At 64.8% G+C, this 14,935-nt stretch carries 18 protein-coding genes; 9 read left to right on the top strand and 9 right to left on the bottom strand.

Annotation, left to right across the window (positions count from 1 at the left end; all coding sequences use genetic code 11):
- Window positions 1-5: 5 nt before the first annotated feature.
- From NO357_RS07455 to hypE, 6 genes are read left to right on the top strand one after another with little or no spacing between them, the layout of a single operon-like run.
- Entirely contained in the window at window positions 6-998 is a 993-nt protein-coding gene (locus NO357_RS07455; RefSeq protein WP_306735006.1) for a hypothetical protein, read from the top strand.
- On the top strand, window positions 991-1,332 hold the full coding sequence (gene hypA, locus NO357_RS07450) for a hydrogenase maturation nickel metallochaperone HypA (RefSeq protein WP_306735005.1): 342 nt from the start codon (window positions 991-993) through the stop codon (window positions 1,330-1,332). Before NO357_RS07455 ends, hypA begins: the two co-directional genes overlap by 8 nt.
- Window positions 1,329-2,432 (top strand): Kae1-like domain-containing protein, encoded by a 1,104-nt coding sequence (locus tag NO357_RS07445; protein ID WP_306735004.1) that lies wholly within the window; start codon window positions 1,329-1,331, stop codon window positions 2,430-2,432. The genes hypA and NO357_RS07445 overlap by 4 nt, the downstream gene beginning before the upstream one ends.
- Window positions 2,423-2,650: a HypC/HybG/HupF family hydrogenase formation chaperone gene (locus tag NO357_RS07440; RefSeq protein ID WP_306735003.1), complete on the top strand. Its 228-nt coding sequence runs from the start codon at window positions 2,423-2,425 to the stop codon at window positions 2,648-2,650. Before NO357_RS07445 ends, NO357_RS07440 begins: the two co-directional genes overlap by 10 nt.
- Window positions 2,647-3,771, top strand: a complete 1,125-nt coding sequence (gene hypD, locus NO357_RS07435; protein ID WP_306735002.1) for a hydrogenase formation protein HypD — start codon at window positions 2,647-2,649, stop codon at window positions 3,769-3,771. Before NO357_RS07440 ends, hypD begins: the two co-directional genes overlap by 4 nt.
- A complete protein-coding gene (gene hypE / locus NO357_RS07430) occupies window positions 3,768-4,808 on the top strand; it encodes a hydrogenase expression/formation protein HypE (protein ID WP_306735001.1) in 1,041 nt (346 codons plus the stop codon). Before hypD ends, hypE begins: the two co-directional genes overlap by 4 nt.
- A gap of 265 nt (window positions 4,809-5,073) precedes the next feature.
- On the opposite strand, the gene hypB is transcribed toward hypE, so the two are convergent.
- The 7 genes from hypB to NO357_RS07395 all read right to left on the bottom strand — a co-directional run bounded on the left by hypB (window position 5,074) and on the right by NO357_RS07395 (window position 11,777).
- Window positions 5,074-5,919 carry a hydrogenase nickel incorporation protein HypB gene (gene hypB / locus NO357_RS07425; protein ID WP_306735000.1) on the bottom strand — a complete coding sequence of 282 codons (846 nt, stop codon included), beginning with the start codon at window positions 5,917-5,919 and terminating at the stop codon, window positions 5,074-5,076.
- Between the two features lies 1 nt (window position 5,920).
- Window positions 5,921-7,639, bottom strand: coding sequence for a nickel-dependent hydrogenase large subunit (locus NO357_RS07420; RefSeq protein WP_306734999.1), 1,719 nt, complete (start codon window positions 7,637-7,639; stop codon window positions 5,921-5,923).
- 16 nt (window positions 7,640-7,655) lie between these two features.
- Window positions 7,656-8,921, bottom strand: coding sequence for a (Fe-S)-binding protein (locus NO357_RS07415; RefSeq protein WP_306734998.1), 1,266 nt, complete (start codon window positions 8,919-8,921; stop codon window positions 7,656-7,658).
- Window positions 8,918-9,583: a hypothetical protein gene (locus NO357_RS07410; protein ID WP_306734997.1), complete on the bottom strand. Its 666-nt coding sequence runs from the start codon at window positions 9,581-9,583 to the stop codon at window positions 8,918-8,920. The genes NO357_RS07415 and NO357_RS07410 overlap by 4 nt, the downstream gene beginning before the upstream one ends.
- Window positions 9,580-10,668 (bottom strand): hydrogenase small subunit, encoded by a 1,089-nt coding sequence (locus NO357_RS07405; RefSeq protein ID WP_306734996.1) that lies wholly within the window; start codon window positions 10,666-10,668, stop codon window positions 9,580-9,582. The genes NO357_RS07410 and NO357_RS07405 overlap by 4 nt, the downstream gene beginning before the upstream one ends.
- A 32-nt stretch (window positions 10,669-10,700) precedes the next feature.
- On the bottom strand, window positions 10,701-11,141 hold the full coding sequence (locus NO357_RS07400; protein WP_306734995.1) for a hydrogenase expression/formation C-terminal domain-containing protein: 441 nt from the start codon (window positions 11,139-11,141) through the stop codon (window positions 10,701-10,703).
- A 153-nt stretch (window positions 11,142-11,294) separates the two neighbouring features.
- Entirely contained in the window at window positions 11,295-11,777 is a 483-nt protein-coding gene (locus tag NO357_RS07395; RefSeq protein WP_306734994.1) for a hydrogenase maturation protease, read from the bottom strand.
- A gap of 57 nt (window positions 11,778-11,834) precedes the next feature.
- On the opposite strand from NO357_RS07395, the gene NO357_RS07390 reads away from it, so the two are divergent.
- The 3 genes from NO357_RS07390 (at window position 11,835) to NO357_RS07380 (ending at window position 13,883) form a co-directional block, all read left to right on the top strand.
- Window positions 11,835-12,086 carry a HypC/HybG/HupF family hydrogenase formation chaperone gene (locus NO357_RS07390; protein ID WP_306734993.1) on the top strand — a complete coding sequence of 84 codons (252 nt, stop codon included), beginning with the start codon at window positions 11,835-11,837 and terminating at the stop codon, window positions 12,084-12,086.
- A 73-nt stretch (window positions 12,087-12,159) separates the two neighbouring features.
- Entirely contained in the window at window positions 12,160-12,942 is a 783-nt protein-coding gene (locus NO357_RS07385; RefSeq protein ID WP_306734992.1) for a quinoprotein dehydrogenase-associated SoxYZ-like carrier, read from the top strand.
- On the top strand, window positions 12,942-13,883 hold the full coding sequence (locus NO357_RS07380; RefSeq protein ID WP_306734991.1) for a quinoprotein relay system zinc metallohydrolase 1: 942 nt from the start codon (window positions 12,942-12,944) through the stop codon (window positions 13,881-13,883). Before NO357_RS07385 ends, NO357_RS07380 begins: the two co-directional genes overlap by 1 nt.
- A 6-nt stretch (window positions 13,884-13,889) precedes the next feature.
- Here the strand turns inward: NO357_RS07380 and NO357_RS07375 are convergent, their stop codons facing one another.
- Together NO357_RS07375 and NO357_RS07370 are read right to left on the bottom strand one after the other, a co-directional pair.
- A complete protein-coding gene (locus NO357_RS07375; RefSeq protein ID WP_306734990.1) occupies window positions 13,890-14,276 on the bottom strand; it encodes a RidA family protein in 387 nt (128 codons plus the stop codon).
- Between the two features lie 39 nt (window positions 14,277-14,315).
- A complete protein-coding gene (locus NO357_RS07370) occupies window positions 14,316-14,903 on the bottom strand; it encodes a rhodanese-like domain-containing protein (RefSeq protein ID WP_306734989.1) in 588 nt (195 codons plus the stop codon).
- Window positions 14,904-14,935 lie beyond the last annotated feature (32 nt).

The raw sequence follows: 14,935 nt of genomic DNA, 5'->3' as shown, positions 1-14,935 counted from the left end.
GGACGATGGCAAAGATAGGTATCACGCTCGACATCAGAGACGGCCGGGTCCGGGACGTGTCCATTCGGGCGCGCGACACAGGTTCGGCGACCCTCGCCTTCACCGGCATGTCCGCAACCGAGCTGCCGGCGCGGATCGGCACGGTCTATTCGCTGTGCGGCCGGGCCCAGACCATTGCCGCGCTCGGCGCGATCGAAACCGCCTTGGGATTTGCGGCCCGGCCCGGCATCGCAGCCGCGCGCGACGTTCTGCGCCGCGCCGAGACCCTGTCGCAACTGGCAATGCGGTTTGCCCTGCACTGGCCTCGCGCCCTGGGTTTGCCGCCCGATCCTGCCCTGCCGCGCGCCTGCCTCGCCGCCGAGCAGGCGCTCGAGACGGCGCTTTTTTTCGGATCGACTTGGCGAACTCCCGGAGCCGGGCAGCCCGAAGCAGATCTGGCCCAAGCGGAACAAACGCTGGAACAGCTCGAAGCAGCGGTAAAAAATTTCGTCACGAACAACGACCTCGCCGCGGCAGTGACTGACGCCGGTCTCGACGGCTTCGGTGCCCTGCCCGCAGACGTGGCACCCGAGGGCGGCACTTTCTCCCGTCGCTGGGAGGCCCCCGCCGTCGCCGAGATGCGCGCCCGGCACGGTCCGGGCCTCACCGCCCGGCTCACCGCCGGCCTGACTGACCTCGCTGGCATGGTGCCGGAACTTCGCCGCGCCCTGTCCCAGGTGGTGCCGGCCGCACCACAACAACCCGCTTGTCTCTCCGGCCACGGCATTGCCGTGGTCGAAACCGCGCGCGGTCCCCTGACCCACCGGGTCGAGATCGCCGATGGTCGCATCACCGCCTACACCATCGATGCCCCGACCGAGAAAAACTTCCGCCCCGACGGCCCGGTGAGCGCGGGGCTTCTGGGCGCCCGCGCAGACGGCCTCGACCGCGCGGCCGCGTTGCATATCCTCGCCGTGGACCCCTGCGTCGAGTTCGAGCTGGAGGTGCGCCATGCATGAAATGGCGCTCGCCGAAGGCGTCCTGCGGATCTGCGAAGACCACGCCCGCCGCGCCGGCGCGGACAAGGTGGTCGCGGTCTGGCTCGAAGTCGGCGCACTCAGCCATGTTGACCCCGACGCGCTGGCCTTTTCCTTCACCGCGGTGGTCAAGGGCACGCTGGCCGACGGCGCCCGGCTCGAGATCGCGCGGCTCCCGGGCCGGGCCTGGTGCCACGACTGCGGCCAGGCTGTGCCGGTCAAATCGCTGGTCGACGCCTGTCCCGAGTGCGGCGGCTACAAGCTGCAGGTTACCGCCGGCGAGGACATGCGGGTGAAGGAGATGGAGGTGGCATGACCGGCCGCGACACCTTTCTCGACCTGCCCCGCGCGTTGCCGCCCGTGTTGGGCTTGGGTGCCTTTCTCAAGGCCAGTCTCTGCCACATCGACGGCACCAGGGCCCGTGTGACCCCGGACGCCGGCGACCTTGGCACGCTCGAGGCCGTTCAACGCTACGACACGCTGCTGGCCGGGCTGCTCGACGGCGCCACACCGCCGGTGATGGCCGCCCACGACCTGCACCCTGACTTCCACTCCACCCGCACCGCGGCCACGCTGGACTGTGTTCCGCTCGGCGTGCAGCATCACCATGCCCACACCCTGGCCACGCAATGGGAGCACGGTCAACACGGCGCGGTGCTCGGCCTGTCGCTCGACGGCTTCGGGCTGGGACCGGGCGGCGAAAGCTGGGGCGGCGAACTTCTCGAGGTCGACGGCCCGGTCTTCACCCGCATCGGCCATCTTGCCATGCTCCCCCAGCCGGGCGGCGATGTCGCCGCCCGCGAGCCCTGGCGGATGGCCGCCGCCGCGCTCTGGCGGCTGGGTCGGGGTGACGAGATCGCGACGCGGTTCGCGGACCAGCCGCACGCCGCGCTGCTGGCGCAGATGCTCGACCGCAGGGTCAACGCGCCGGAAACCTCCTCCTGCGGGCGTCTCTTCGATGCCGCCTGCGGACTCCTGGGCGTACACCCGGTGGCCACGTTCGAAGGCCAGGCGCCGATGGCGCTCGAAGCCATGGCCAACGCGCCCGACACCATGGAAGGCGGATGGACGCTGGTAGACGGACGCCTCGACTTCGCCCCCCTGCTCGACCGCGTTTCAGACCTCACCCCTGAACGCGGCGCGAATCTGTTTCACGGCACGCTGGCTGCCGGCTTCGCTGATCAGGTGCGCGAAGCGCGTAAGACGACGGGGCTCTCCACAATTGCCGTCGGCGGCGGATGTTTTCTCAACCGGGTCTTCACCGAAGCCTTGACCACACGGCTCGAGGCGGATGGAATAGAAGTGTTGCGCCCGATGAAACTGTCGCCCGGAGATGCCGGCCTGAGTTTCGGGCAGGCCATCGCTGCCGCGCTCACCGCCGAGCGTCAGATGCAAGGAGATGCACCATGTGCCTAGCTATTCCCGCCCGGATCATCGCTATGCGCGAAGATGGCCTCGCCGATGTCGAACTCGAAGGTGTGACCAAGGAAGTCTCGCTTGACCTCGTCCCCGAAGCCGGTCCCGGCGACTACGTGATCGTGCATGTCGGCTACGCCCTGTCGCTCCTGAGCGAGGAAGAGGCACAGCGCACGCTGGCGCTCTTTGCCGAGGCCGGGACGGGAGCCGCAGCATGAAGTATATCGAGGAGTTCCGCGATCCGGCACTCGCGAAAACCCTGGCCAGGGCCATTGCCGCAGAGGTCGCGCCGGGCCGGAGCTATCGCTTCATGGAATTCTGTGGCGGCCACACCCACGCCATCGCCCGCTATGGTGTCGAAGACCTGCTGCCGCCGGCGGTGGAGATGATCCACGGTCCCGGCTGCCCGGTCTGCGTGCTGCCGGTCGGTCGCGTTGACGTGGCGGTGGCTTTGGCCACCCAACATGACGTTATCCTTTGCACCTATGCCGACCTGATGCGCGTGCCGGGCTCGAAATTCGACAGCCTGATGAAAGCCAAGGCCCGCGGCGCCGACATCCGGATGATCTATTCCGTCATGGATGCGCTGCGCATCGCCGAGGAAAACCCCGGCCGGCAGGTCGTGTTTTTCGCCATCGGCTTCGAGACCACCACGCCCCCCACCGCCTTGGCGCTGAAACAGGCGACGGCGAAAGGGCTCAGGAACTTCTCGGTTCACTGCAATCACGTGCTGACCCCCGCGGCGATGCGCGCGATCCTCGGCGATGGAGAGAAAGTGCCGCTCGACGGGTTCGTCGGCCCCGCGCATGTCTCCACCGTGATCGGCACGCAGCCTTACGAGGAATTCACCCGTGATTATGCCAAGCCGGTGGTGATTGCCGGATTTGAACCGCTCGACGTCATGCAAGCCGTGCTGCAACTGGTGCGGCAAGTCAACGACGGCCGGGCCGAGGTCGAAAACGAATATTCCCGCGCCGTCACCCCGGAAGGCAACACCCGCGCCATCGCCCTGATGGACGAGGTCTTCGACCTGCGCGACAGTTTTGAGTGGCGCGGCCTCGGTGAAGTTCCGCATTCAGCGCTGAAAATCGCCGACGCCTATGCCGATTTCGATGCCGAAAAGCGCTTTTCTGTCAAAACCGAGCCCGCCCGTGAGAACAAGGCCTGCGAATGCGGCGCCATCCTGCGCGGCGAAAAGACACCCGAGGACTGCGGCATCTTCGGCGATCCCTGCACGCCGGAAAACCCGCTTGGCGCCTGCATGGTGTCCTCTGAAGGCGCCTGCGCGGCGCATTGGACCTATGGCCGCTTCCGCGAGAAAAAGGCTGTCCCCGCATGAGCCGAACCGGCCGCCGCGCCCTCGACCTGTCCCGCGGCCAGATCGACATGAGCCACGGCGCCGGCGGCCGTGCCATGGCGCAGTTGATCGAGGAACTGTTCTTCGGCGCCTTCGACAACCCCGCACTGAACCGTGAACACGACGCGGCGCTGCTGGCGCGGCCCGAGGGGCGGATCGTGATGAGCACCGACAGCTTCGTGGTCTCGCCGCTGTTCTTTCCCGGCGGCGATATCGGCAAGCTCGCGGTCTGCGGCACGGTCAATGACCTCGCCATGGGCGGCGGCGTGCCGAAATACCTGACCGCCGGCTTCATCCTCGAAGAAGGCTTCCCGCTGGCCGACCTGCAACGCATCGTCGAAAGCATGGCGAAGACAGCCCAGGAGGCCGGTGTGGCGATCGTCTCGGGCGACACCAAGGTGGTCGAAAAAGGTCATGGCGATGGCATCTATATCAACACCGCCGGCGTGGGCTTGGTGCCCGAGGGCATCGAGATCGGCGGCGAACGGGCCCGGCCGGGGGACGTGGTTCTGATCAGCGGTCCCGTCGGCGACCACGGCGTTGCCATCATGTCGAAACGCGAGAATCTCAGCTTCGGCTCCGAGATCGAAAGCGACTGTCAGCCGCTCGCAGACCTTGTCGCGGCGATGCTGGCGGCGGTCCCGGAAACCCGCGTCCTGCGCGACCCCACCCGCGGCGGGCTGGGGGCAACGATGAACGAAATCGCCCAGCAATCCGGTGTTGGCATCGAACTCGACGAGGCCGCGATCCCGTTGCGGCGCGAAGTCAAAAGCGCCTGCGAACTGCTTGGGCTCGATCCGCTTTACGTGGCGAACGAGGGCAAGCTGATCGCGATTTGCCCCGAAGACAAGGCCGCTGCGCTGCTTTCGGCGATGCAGGCGCACCCGCGCGGCCGCGATGCAGCAGCGATTGGCCGAGTACTGGAGGATGACCGCCGCTTCGTTCGCATGGTGACCGGGCTGGGCGGCACGCGCATGGTCGATTGGATGGCGGGCGAACAGTTGCCGCGGATCTGCTGACCGGATCCGGATCTCACGCGGTGGCGCAGAGTGTGTGCTTGCAGGCACCAGTCGTTACCGCCGGACAACCCGCCGCACGCCGTATTAACCCCACCCTTTCCGAAACCCTGCGTCACCGTGCGCCAGACGGGGCGCCAGCCAGACTGCCAGCCGGGCTGCCATACCACCGTTTGTCGCCGCTCGCTGACGTTAACCCGGCTTGCGATCGGGGTACGGCAACCGGGGCAAGTCCGGGATCAGGCCCGCGCCGCGGACGGTTTCGAGCTCATCCCGTCGCGGCAAGCGCCGCGCGTTCGGCCCGCTGTGCCGCGATCCAGCCATACCAGCGGTCCATGCCGTCCCCCGTCAGCGCCGAAACCGTGATCACCCCGATCTGCGGGTTCACTCGGCGGGCGTATTCGATGCATGTCTCGACATCAAAGGGCACGTAAGGCAGCAGGTCCGACTTGTTGATCAGCATCAGCCGCGCCGCCCGGAACATGTCGGGATATTTCAAAGGCTTATCCGCGCCCTCGGTCACCGACAGGATCACCACCTTGGCCGCCTCGCCAAGGTCGAACCCGGCTGGACAGACGAGGTTACCGACATTCTCGATGAACAGCACCCCACCGGGGTCGGGCTCCAGCGTCCGCATCGCCCGGCGCACCATGTCGGCATCCAGGTGACATCCCTTGCCGGTGTTGACCTGCACGGCCAGCGCACCGGTTTCACGGATGCGGTCGGCATCGAGATCGGTCTGCTGATCACCCTCGATCACCGTGATCGGGATATCACCGCCAAGGGCCTTCGCCGTTTCGACCAGAAGGGTCGTCTTACCCGATCCGGGTGACGAGACGAGGTTCAGGGCCAGCGTGCCATCCCGTTGAAAATCCTCACGATTATGGGCAGCAAGGTGATCGTTATGAGCGAGGATGTTCTCCTCGATCTCGATCATCCGCGCCGGGCTGAGGCCCGGCGCATGGGCAGCGCCAAGCGGGCCGTGATGGTGGTGGTGGCCATGATCATGTCCGTGCTCATGCCCGTGGTCATGAGCATGGTCGTGATCGTGGACATGCTTGCCCTGCCCGTCGATCGTTACCTGTCCATGGCCGCAGCCGCAGGTTGTGCACATGTCAGCTCACCTTGACCTGCAGCATGTCCTGCCCGTCCTCGCCGACCATATGCACCGCGCAGGCGATGCAGGGGTCGAAGCTGTGGATGGTGCGCAGGATTTCCAGCGGTTGCTCGGGATTGGCGAGCTGATGCCCCTTGAGCGCCGCCTCGTAAGGCCCCGAGGCTCCGTCGGCATCGCGCGGTCCGGCGTTCCACGTGGTCGGCACCACCGCCTGGTAGTTGGCGATTTTCTGATCCTCGATCACGATCCAGTGGCCCAGCGCACCGCGTGGCGCCTCCATATACCCCGCGCCCTGCGCCCGGGCGGGCCAGGTCGACGGGTCCCAGCGCTCGGCGTTGTGGGTCTTCAGATCCCCGGCTTTAATGTTGGCAACCAGGTCGTTGTACCAGCCGCGCATCCAGTCGAGATAAACCTTGGTCTCCAGCGTCCGCGCCGCCGTCCGCCCCAGCGTCGAGAACAAAGCCGTGACCGGCACGTCGAGCGTTCTCAACGTGGTGTCCACCAACTCTTTGGCATGATCATTGCCAGTGGCGTAGAGCATCAACATCCGCGAAAGAGGGCCGACTTCCATCGCCTTACCCTTCCAACGCGGCGATTTCAGCCAGGAATAACCGCCATCCACATTCAGCTGCTCGTAAGGAGGCTCGGGACCGGTGAAGTCGAACTCGGTCTCGCCATTATAGGGGTGCAATCCCTTGCCCTCACCGCCTTGGTATTTGTACCAGGCGTGATCGACATATTCCTGAATCTGATCTTCGGCATGCAAATCGATGTCGTGTACGGTCGACAGATCACGGTCGAGGATCACGCCACGCGGCACCAGGAAGGACGACACGTCATTGGTGGCCCCTGTGGGATAGTCGCCGTAGGTCAGGAAGTTGCCGACCCCTTCGCCGATGGCCCCCCAGTCCTTGTAGAAGCTGGCGATCGCCAGCGTGTCGGGCAGATAGGCCTGGTTGACGAAATCTTCCATCTTGGTGATCACGCGGGAGATTTCGCTGAGGTCTTCCATGGTGATCGCCCCGTCCGAGTTCGGATCGACCGGGCAAGGCACGCCGCCGACCAGGAAGTTCGGATGCGGGTTCTTGCCGCCGAAAATGGTATGGAGCTTGACCACGTCGCGTTGCCATTCCAGCGCATCGAGATAATGCGCCACGGCCATCAGGTTGGCCTCGGGCGGCAGCTTGTAGGCCGAATGCCCCCAATAGCCATTGGCAAAAATGCCCAGCTGGCCCTGTTCAACGAAGGTCTTCAGCTTGGTCTTCACATCGGCGAAGTAGCCCGGACTCGATTTCGGGTAGTTTGACAGCGACGAAGCCAGATCGGCCGTCGCCTTCGGATCGGCATCGAGCGCTGAAACCACATCGACCCAATCGAGCGCATGCAGGTGATAGAAGTGCATCACGTGGTCATGCACATATTGTGCCGCAATCATCAGGTTGCGAATGAGCTGCGCGTTCTTCGGGATCTCGATGCTCAGTGCATCCTCGACTGAACGCACGCTGGCGATACCATGCACCAGCGTGCAGACACCGCAGATGCGCTGGGCAAACGCCCAGGCGTCGCGCGGGTCGCGACCGCGCAGGATGATCTCGATACCACGCACCATGGTGCCCGAGGAATAGGCCTCGGCAATCTGGTTGCCCTGCATTTGCGCCTCGATCCGAAGGTGCCCTTCGATCCGGGTGATCGGGTCAACGACCAGTCTCTTGTTCATGTCTTCGTCTCCCCTCTCATGCCTCGTCGTCGAGGTATTCGCCGATCATCTCGGCCAGACCGATCACTTCGGTTTCCTCGTCGCCATGCAGTTCCAGCTGTTCTTCCAGCGTGTGGTGGCAATAGGCGCACATGGTGACGATCTTTTCGGCCCCCACCGCGTCAAACTGGCGTTTCTTGCGATTAAACGCCTTGAAGCGCAGATCGGCAGCCCGTTCGTTGGCGCCCACGCCACCGCCGCCACCGCAGCACCAGTTCATTGTTCCGGCATCCTCGGTTTCGACGAAATCGTCGGCGACCATGTTCAGAAGGTTGCGCGGTTCGCGGTTGATCCCGCCGCGGCGGTTGATCTGGCACGGGTCGTGGAAGGTGATCTTGCCCGACGCCTTACCCTTGGTCTTGAGCTTGCCCTCCGCGCGCAGCCGGTCGAGCAGCTCGATGATATGCACCACCTCGAAATCATAGCTGCGGCCGATCAGGTTCGGCCCCTCCCAGCGCAGCGCCTGATAGGCGTGGCCGCATTCGGGGCTGATGATGCCCTTGACCTTCAGCTTCTCGGCGGCTTCGACCACCTTGCTGACCAGGGTGCGGGCCACGTCGCGGTTGCCCAGCTGGATGCCGACATTGGTGGCCTCGAACCCGTCATCCGATATCGTCCAGGTGATCCCGGCCTGTTTGAAGATCTTCGCCATCGCACCGATCACTTCCGGGTAATCGCGGATCTCGCCGGCCGACAGGATCACCAGGTAATCGGCCCCCTCCTTGTTCATCTCGATTGGAATGCCGGTTTCGGTCTCGGCATGCTTAATCTGGGCGTGCAAGGCCGGGTGCAACTCGCCCATCGGCGAGCCATAGTCGGAATGCCGCTCGGCCGCTCCGATCAGCTCCACCGGCGCGTGGCCCGAGCCTGACATGCCTTCGCGCATCTTGCGGATCATCATCGCCAGGTCGTTGCCGACCGGGCAGACCATGGTGCAGCGGCCGCACATGGTGCAGCTGTCATAGACCAGTTCTTCCCAGTCCTTCAGGTCCTGTTCGGTGACCTTTCGGCCGAGGCCGACCATGGATTTCAGCCGGCCCAGCAAGGTGAACTCGTTCGACCAGATCCGCCGCATCAGCTCGAGCTTGTGGATCGGCGTGTATTTCGGGTCTTCGGTCTCGCGGTAGAAAATGCAGGCCTCGGCGCACAGCCCGCAGCTCACGCAAGAGGTGAAGAAGCTCGCCACCGGCGCATCGATCTGTTCGCGGAGCGCGTTGAGGCCCCGTTCGAGCGTCGCAGTCATGATTCCGCTCCTTTCCGGCCTTGGATCGAGCCGTTGTAGTAGCGCGCCATCAGGAAGGTGACGGCGTGCATCAGCTTGGTGAAGGGGAAGGCCACCATCAGCGCCTCGGCGCTGAGGATGTGCAACGCCATCATAAGCGTCGGATCACCGAACAGCTTGTTGACGGCGACGTAACCCAGCACCAGCGGCAGCAGGCTGAGCAGCCAGACGAGATAATCGCCAAAGGTCGACAGCGCCCGGCGCACCGGGTCGGTGATGCGGGTGTAAAGCAGCGCGAAAAGCGCAATCACCGCCAGCGCTGTGGCGCTCTCGACGATGGCGCGGTTGGCGGCGGGCCAGCTTAGACCCAAAAGCCCGTCGATCAGCGCGATATGCGCTCCGAGGAACAGGAACGCGATGGCGAAGCCGATATGGAAGATATAGCCGCCGATATAGGTGATCGGCGCGAACGGCACCAAGCCCTTGCGCGGGAAAGAGCGGGTGAAGATCGTCTTCACGCCTTGCCCAACCGGGCTGCCCTTGGCGGTGGCCAGGTCGCGTTTGCGGCCCAGCACCAAGATCTCGACGACCCTCAGCAGGATGCCGCCCACCATAATCGTCAGCGCGATGTCGAAGCCCGGCCCCCGGGCCCACATCAGCAGGTCGAAATACGGGTTGTTCATGACTTCTTCTCCAGATCATGCGCATCGACAGTTTCGTGCGCAGCAGCGGCCTTGGATTTGGTGGCGCGGGCGATCGCGCCCCCCGCCACGCCCAATGCGGCGCCGCCGGCGACGGCGGCAAGGCCCAGCTTGCGGTAATCCCCCGCCGGCATCGACAGCGGCTTGTAAAAGCCGCCATTGTCCCAGAAGTCGGGCTCGGTGCAACCCAGGCAAGGATGCCCCGACTGGATCGGGAACGAGGTGCCGTCGTTCCATTTCACCGTGGCGCAGACGCTCTTGGTGGTCGGGCCCTTGCAGCCCAGCTTGTAGAGGCACCAGCCCAAACGCGCGCCTTCGTCGTCGAAGGCCTCGGCGAACTTGCCCTGGTCATAGAATGGACGGCGATAGCAGCGGTCGTGGATGGTTTCACCGAAGAACGCCTTGGGCCGGCCAAGCTCGTCGAGCTCAGGCAGGCCGAAGGTCAGGAAATGCGCCAGAACGGACGTCATCACAATCGGGATCGGCGGGCAGCCGGGCACGTTGATGATCGGCTTGTCCTTGATGATCTCGCTCACCGCCACGGCGCCGGTCGGGTTCGGGTCGGCATGGGGAATGCCGCCATAGGCGGCGCAGGTGCCGACTGCGACGATCGCCGCCGCTCCCGCGGCGGTTTCCTTCAGCATGTCGAGGTTGGAAATCCCGGCGATGCAGGAATAGGCCGGGTTGCCGACCGGGATCGAGCCGTCGACGATCACCAAGTACTTGCCATAGTGCTCTTCCATCGCCTTCATCCGCGCCTCTTCCGCGGCATGGCCCGACGCCGCCTGAAGCGTGTGATGATAATCCAGCGAGACGGTGTTGAAGATCAGGTCCTCGATTGTCGGAGCGTGGCTGCGGGTGATCGACTCGGTGCAGCCGGTACATTCCTGGAAGCTCAGCCAGATCACCGAGGGCCGCGCCGCGTTCTCCAGTGCGTGGGCCACCTTAGGCGCCAGCGCCGGTGGCAAGGCCATCAGCGATGTCAGTGAGGCACAGTATTTCAGAAACCCTCGTCGGCTGATCCCGTGCGCCTTCAGCGCCTCCGCCAGAACAGGTCTTTCCGCCATCGCATGTCCTCCTTTGTCACCATGCGTCCCGATCAATGCTGGTGGCCATCCTGCGCCGCCAGCCGGGCCGTGAGCCGCGCGAGGCCGGCTTCGGCGTCCGCGGTCTGCGTTTTCAGTATGTCAGGGCAAAACGTCACTTCGATAAACCGTGACAGCGTTTCGCCGCGTTGGTCGAAATGGTCGACCCGCCAAACCCCGGGAACCCCGGTCTCGGCCACATGGCTCTCGCCCATTGCGTAGATGGTCGCGTGCACCTCGCCCGGACCCAGAACCTCGTCCAGCATCCGCTCATCGCCCGGGCCAAAGGGAATTGCACCCAAATCAATGGTGGTTTCCCGGCCACTTTCCAGCAGTGCGCCCAGCGCAGTTTCGATCTCGCGCAGAACCGGGCGGGCATTGCCGGTGCCGAGATGCGAACGCAACTCGTCCACGGCACTTTTCGAAGTCTCGGGCGGATGTCCTTCGGCGGTCAAGTCACTGTCTCCCTGCACTCAGCGTCGAGCGGAACACCCGCTGCTGTCAAGCACGTGTCGAAAAGATTGCGCACAGAAGGGCCTCAAGGCTTTGATGTGTATCAAACCTTCATCATATCAGAATGCTGGAATATTTTTGCCACAGGTCGGCACTCAGCCGACCCAGCGTGCCGCCAGATCCAGCACCGCGCGGGCGGCCTGCGGCACCGCAGCGGCAACGGCCGGCGTCATCGCCTCGCCGACGCGCAAGTTTTCTGGCTGAATGCCGACCAGCGCCCGGCGCTCGGGCACCGCGCCGCGCAGCCGCAGCCCGTCAAGCATGTCGTCAAGCCCGATATCATGCGGGTTCCGTCCTCGCGTACGCAAAAAACTGTCCATCGCCACGCCTTCGAACACCTCGATTCGGCCCGGTTCGGCGTTCAGATAGGCTGCATCGACCACCACCATTGCGTCGGCCTCTTCCATTTCGACCAGCAGGCTCAGCCCCATCGTACCGCCGTCGAGTGCCCTTATCCCCAACGACCCGGCCTCGGGTGCCGCGCCCACCGCCTCGGCAACGCGCACGCCGACCTGCTCGTCGGTCAGCAGGATGTTGCCGAGCCCCAGTACCAGAATTGTCGCGTTGCCAGTCGTCATGCGCTTCACCATACTGCGCGTACGCCCCCCGGCAAGCGGCAATAAGGAGGCTAAGCTATGTGTCTGTCCGTCCCCATGCGGATCGAGGAAATCGCAGGCCACCGCGCCCGTTGTGCCGCGCTCGGTCAAGAGCGCTGGGCCGACCTGATGCTGATGGGTGATCAGCCCCCCGAAGTGGGCGACTATGTGGTCATCGAGCTGGGCTTCATCCAACGTATCGTGCCCGAGTCCGAAGCGTTGGAAAGCCATGAGCTGTTTCGCGAAATAACCCGTGTTCTGGATGCGGAAACCCAAGACCGGGCGGGCTGATCGCCTATTGAACCAAAGTTGAATTGCCATCGACCGCCGCCCGTGGCCCAATGTCCCGCGGAGGAGACCGTTCATGTTGAGATCCACCCTCGCGTCGCTCGCAATCGTGTTGGCCGGCCCGGCCATCGCCGCCGACACCCCGCACGTCCAGCTGACCGACCCCTACGATTCCGGTATGTGGGACTATCACCAGATCAAGCTTCTGGGTGACCCGGACGACATACGCTTCGACGATCGCATCAAGGTTCGCGCCCCGGAGGCGGCAGAAGATGCCTTTAACGTGCCGGTGCTGGTCGACGCCACGGCGCTCGAGGATGTCGAGGAAATCGTCGTCTCGGTCGATTACGGCCCGATCCCGCATATCTTAACGTACCGTCCCGGCGACGCGCTGCCGAAGATCGGCCTGCGCTTCAAGATCGACCAGGCCACCGCCATCCGCGCCAGCGTGCGCACCAAGTCGGACCGCTGGCATGTCGGCGGAACCTGGATTGACGCCGCCGGTGGCGGCTGCACCGCGCCGGCCCAGGCTTATGCCTCGGACGACTGGGAGGAAAAGCTGGGCGAAATTCACGGACGTCTCTGGGCCGCCTCGGGCCGGGCGCGGCTGATCGTCGACCATCCAATGGACACCGGCCTTGCCGACGGTATCCCGGTTTTCATTATCCGCAACCTTGACCTGTCGGATGACGATGGCCACAAACTCGCCAGCATCGAGCTGCGCGAGCCGGTGAACGAAGACCCCGCCTTCACGCTGTTCTTCGACCCGGCCACCATGCCGCCGCTGATCCACGTCGCCGGGCGCGACAACAACGGCAACGAAATCGAAGCCACGCTCATGGCCGGGGAAGCCAACTGATGCCGTCGCGCCGCGCTGCCCTGGGTTTTCTCGCTGCCAGCGTGGCCCTGCCACAACACGTCTTCGCCCAGCCGCTCAGCTACGACCTGCGCCCGGTACCCGTCCTGCCCGGTATCTGGATGATCGAAGGTGCCACCGAGTATTTCTCGATGCAGAACGGCGGAGCCATCGTCAACTGCGCCCTGCTGCAGGGCGAGACCGGTCTGATCCTGATCGACAGCGGCTCATCGCGACGCTATGGCGAGGCGCTCAATACCGCCATTCGCAAACTCGACCTGCGCGGGGTCTCGGCGGTGGTCAACACCCATCATCACCCCGACCATTTCTTCGGCAATCAGGTCTTCGCCGACAAGCCGATCCTGGCGCTGGGCCAGACCGGCGCCTTGGCCCGGGCCGAGGGCGACAGCTTTTCCGACAACATGTACCGGCTACTAGGTGATTGGATGCGCGGCACCGAACCGGTGGCGCCCAACACCGTGCTCGATCCCGGCGAGGTCATGATCGACGGCCGCAGCTTCACCGCGCTGGGTCTCTCCGGCCATACCGCTGCCGATCTCGCCCTGATCGATGCCGAAACCGGCCTGCTGATCACCGGCGACCTGGCCTTCCTCGATCGCGCCCCCACGACGCCACATGCCGATCTTGCGCAATGGCAGACCTCGCTCGACGCACTCGTCGCGATCGGCGCCCCCGCCATCCTGCCCGGCCATGGTCCGCTCGACCGCACCGGCGCCTCGCTGACCCAGACCCGGGACTATCTCATCTGGTTGAATGAAACGCTGACCAAGGCCGCCCAAAACGGCCAGTCGATGGTCGAGATCATGGACGTGGCGCTTCCCGCAGAGTTCGCCGGGATGGGCGCGCAGCCGCAGGAATTCTACCGCTCGGTCTCGCACCTCTATTCGGGAATCGAACGCGCCGTGCTGCCACGCGCCAACTGAACTGGCTTACTCAGCCCTCGCCGCCCGCACCGCGATTTCCACCTTCCAGTCCGGGCTGGCAAGCCCGGCGATCATGATCGTCGAACAGGCCAGGTGCCCCCCCAACATCCGGTCGCGCACTTCACGGAACACCGGCACACCCGCCCGATCGGTGACGATGGCGAAAACATCGACGATGTCCGTCTTTTCCATCGCGGCGGCTTCCAGGATCGCAAGCACATTCTTCCAGGCCAGTTCGTGCTGGGCGGCCATATCCTCGGGTATGGTCCCGTCCAGCTCAGCACCAACCTGACCCGAAACGTAGACCGTGCGTGCGTGCGCCGGCACTTCTACCGCCTGGCTGTAGTCGGAAAAGGACGGCGGCGCCGCCCGGGTTTCAATAGTCCGGTTCATGTCTCACTCCCTGTTCAATACGGTGCCCCCGGCACCCGGTCAGTCCAACGTCACCGGCACCGGCAGAACCGGCTCCAGCGGCCAGCCCAGTTCGCGCCAGCCGTCGGTGCCATTGCGCAGCCAGTAAACCCGCAAATAGCCCAACCCCGCAATCCGTTGCGCGGCGTTCCAACTCATCCAGCAATCGGCGACGCAGAACACGATCACTGCCCGCGCCTTCGCACCCTCGGTCAACCGCTCCATTTCGCGCTCCAGATAGGACGCCATCGCCGGTTCCAGCACGCCCCGCCCGACCTCGGGCAGCCAGGTGGCCCCCGGCAGGCTCTGCCGCGGCCCGTGCACCAGCCAGGTCCCGTCAAGCTCGTCGTAGCGCGACTGCGCTGCGCCATAGACATCCAACACCACCGCTCCCCGTGCCATCAATCGCTTGGCCTTCAGGGCCGAGACCCGCTGCGCAGGCAGCGGAACGTCCTGCGGCACTGGCGCCCTGTGGCGGTCTATGCGCAGACCGGACTCGGGATGGAACAGGTCCGGCCGCCGCTCGCGGATCTCGGCCGAGCTTTCCGCGGCGACGGTTCCGGCCAGCGCCACAAACCAAATGGCCAAAAGCGCCCATATCGTCTGCATAGGTCCTCTCCCCGTTCCACCCGATTGGCCCC

The organism is Marimonas arenosa, from assembly GCF_030848945.1.
Lineage (GTDB): Bacteria > Pseudomonadota > Alphaproteobacteria > Rhodobacterales > Rhodobacteraceae > Marimonas > Marimonas arenosa.
The sequence above is the reverse complement of the archived record's forward strand: the minus strand, read 5'-3'. Positions and strand labels throughout refer to the sequence as shown.

What these genes read in the sequence shown, in the direction of transcription:
- NO357_RS07455 (WP_306735006.1), top strand. Translation starts at nt 6, where the DNA reads ATGGCAAAGATAGGTATCACGCTCGACATCAGAGACGGCCGGGTCCGG.
- hypA (WP_306735005.1), top strand. Translation starts at nt 991, where the DNA reads ATGCATGAAATGGCGCTCGCCGAAGGCGTCCTGCGGATCTGCGAAGAC.
- NO357_RS07445 (WP_306735004.1), top strand. Translation starts at nt 1,329, where the DNA reads ATGACCGGCCGCGACACCTTTCTCGACCTGCCCCGCGCGTTGCCGCCC.
- NO357_RS07440 (WP_306735003.1), top strand. Translation starts at nt 2,423, where the DNA reads ATGTGCCTAGCTATTCCCGCCCGGATCATCGCTATGCGCGAAGATGGC.
- hypD (WP_306735002.1), top strand. Translation starts at nt 2,647, where the DNA reads ATGAAGTATATCGAGGAGTTCCGCGATCCGGCACTCGCGAAAACCCTG.
- hypE (WP_306735001.1), top strand. Translation starts at nt 3,768, where the DNA reads ATGAGCCGAACCGGCCGCCGCGCCCTCGACCTGTCCCGCGGCCAGATC.
- hypB (WP_306735000.1), bottom strand. Translation starts at nt 5,919, where the DNA reads ATGTGCACAACCTGCGGCTGCGGCCATGGACAGGTAACGATCGACGGG.
- NO357_RS07420 (WP_306734999.1), bottom strand. Translation starts at nt 7,639, where the DNA reads ATGAACAAGAGACTGGTCGTTGACCCGATCACCCGGATCGAAGGGCAC.
- NO357_RS07415 (WP_306734998.1), bottom strand. Translation starts at nt 8,921, where the DNA reads ATGACTGCGACGCTCGAACGGGGCCTCAACGCGCTCCGCGAACAGATC.
- NO357_RS07410 (WP_306734997.1), bottom strand. Translation starts at nt 9,583, where the DNA reads ATGAACAACCCGTATTTCGACCTGCTGATGTGGGCCCGGGGGCCGGGC.
- NO357_RS07405 (WP_306734996.1), bottom strand. Translation starts at nt 10,668, where the DNA reads ATGGCGGAAAGACCTGTTCTGGCGGAGGCGCTGAAGGCGCACGGGATC.
- NO357_RS07395 (WP_306734994.1), bottom strand. Translation starts at nt 11,777, where the DNA reads ATGACGACTGGCAACGCGACAATTCTGGTACTGGGGCTCGGCAACATC.
- NO357_RS07390 (WP_306734993.1), top strand. Translation starts at nt 11,835, where the DNA reads ATGTGTCTGTCCGTCCCCATGCGGATCGAGGAAATCGCAGGCCACCGC.
- NO357_RS07385 (WP_306734992.1), top strand. Translation starts at nt 12,160, where the DNA reads ATGTTGAGATCCACCCTCGCGTCGCTCGCAATCGTGTTGGCCGGCCCG.
- NO357_RS07380 (WP_306734991.1), top strand. Translation starts at nt 12,942, where the DNA reads ATGCCGTCGCGCCGCGCTGCCCTGGGTTTTCTCGCTGCCAGCGTGGCC.
- NO357_RS07375 (WP_306734990.1), bottom strand. Translation starts at nt 14,276, where the DNA reads ATGAACCGGACTATTGAAACCCGGGCGGCGCCGCCGTCCTTTTCCGAC.
- NO357_RS07370 (WP_306734989.1), bottom strand. Translation starts at nt 14,903, where the DNA reads ATGCAGACGATATGGGCGCTTTTGGCCATTTGGTTTGTGGCGCTGGCC.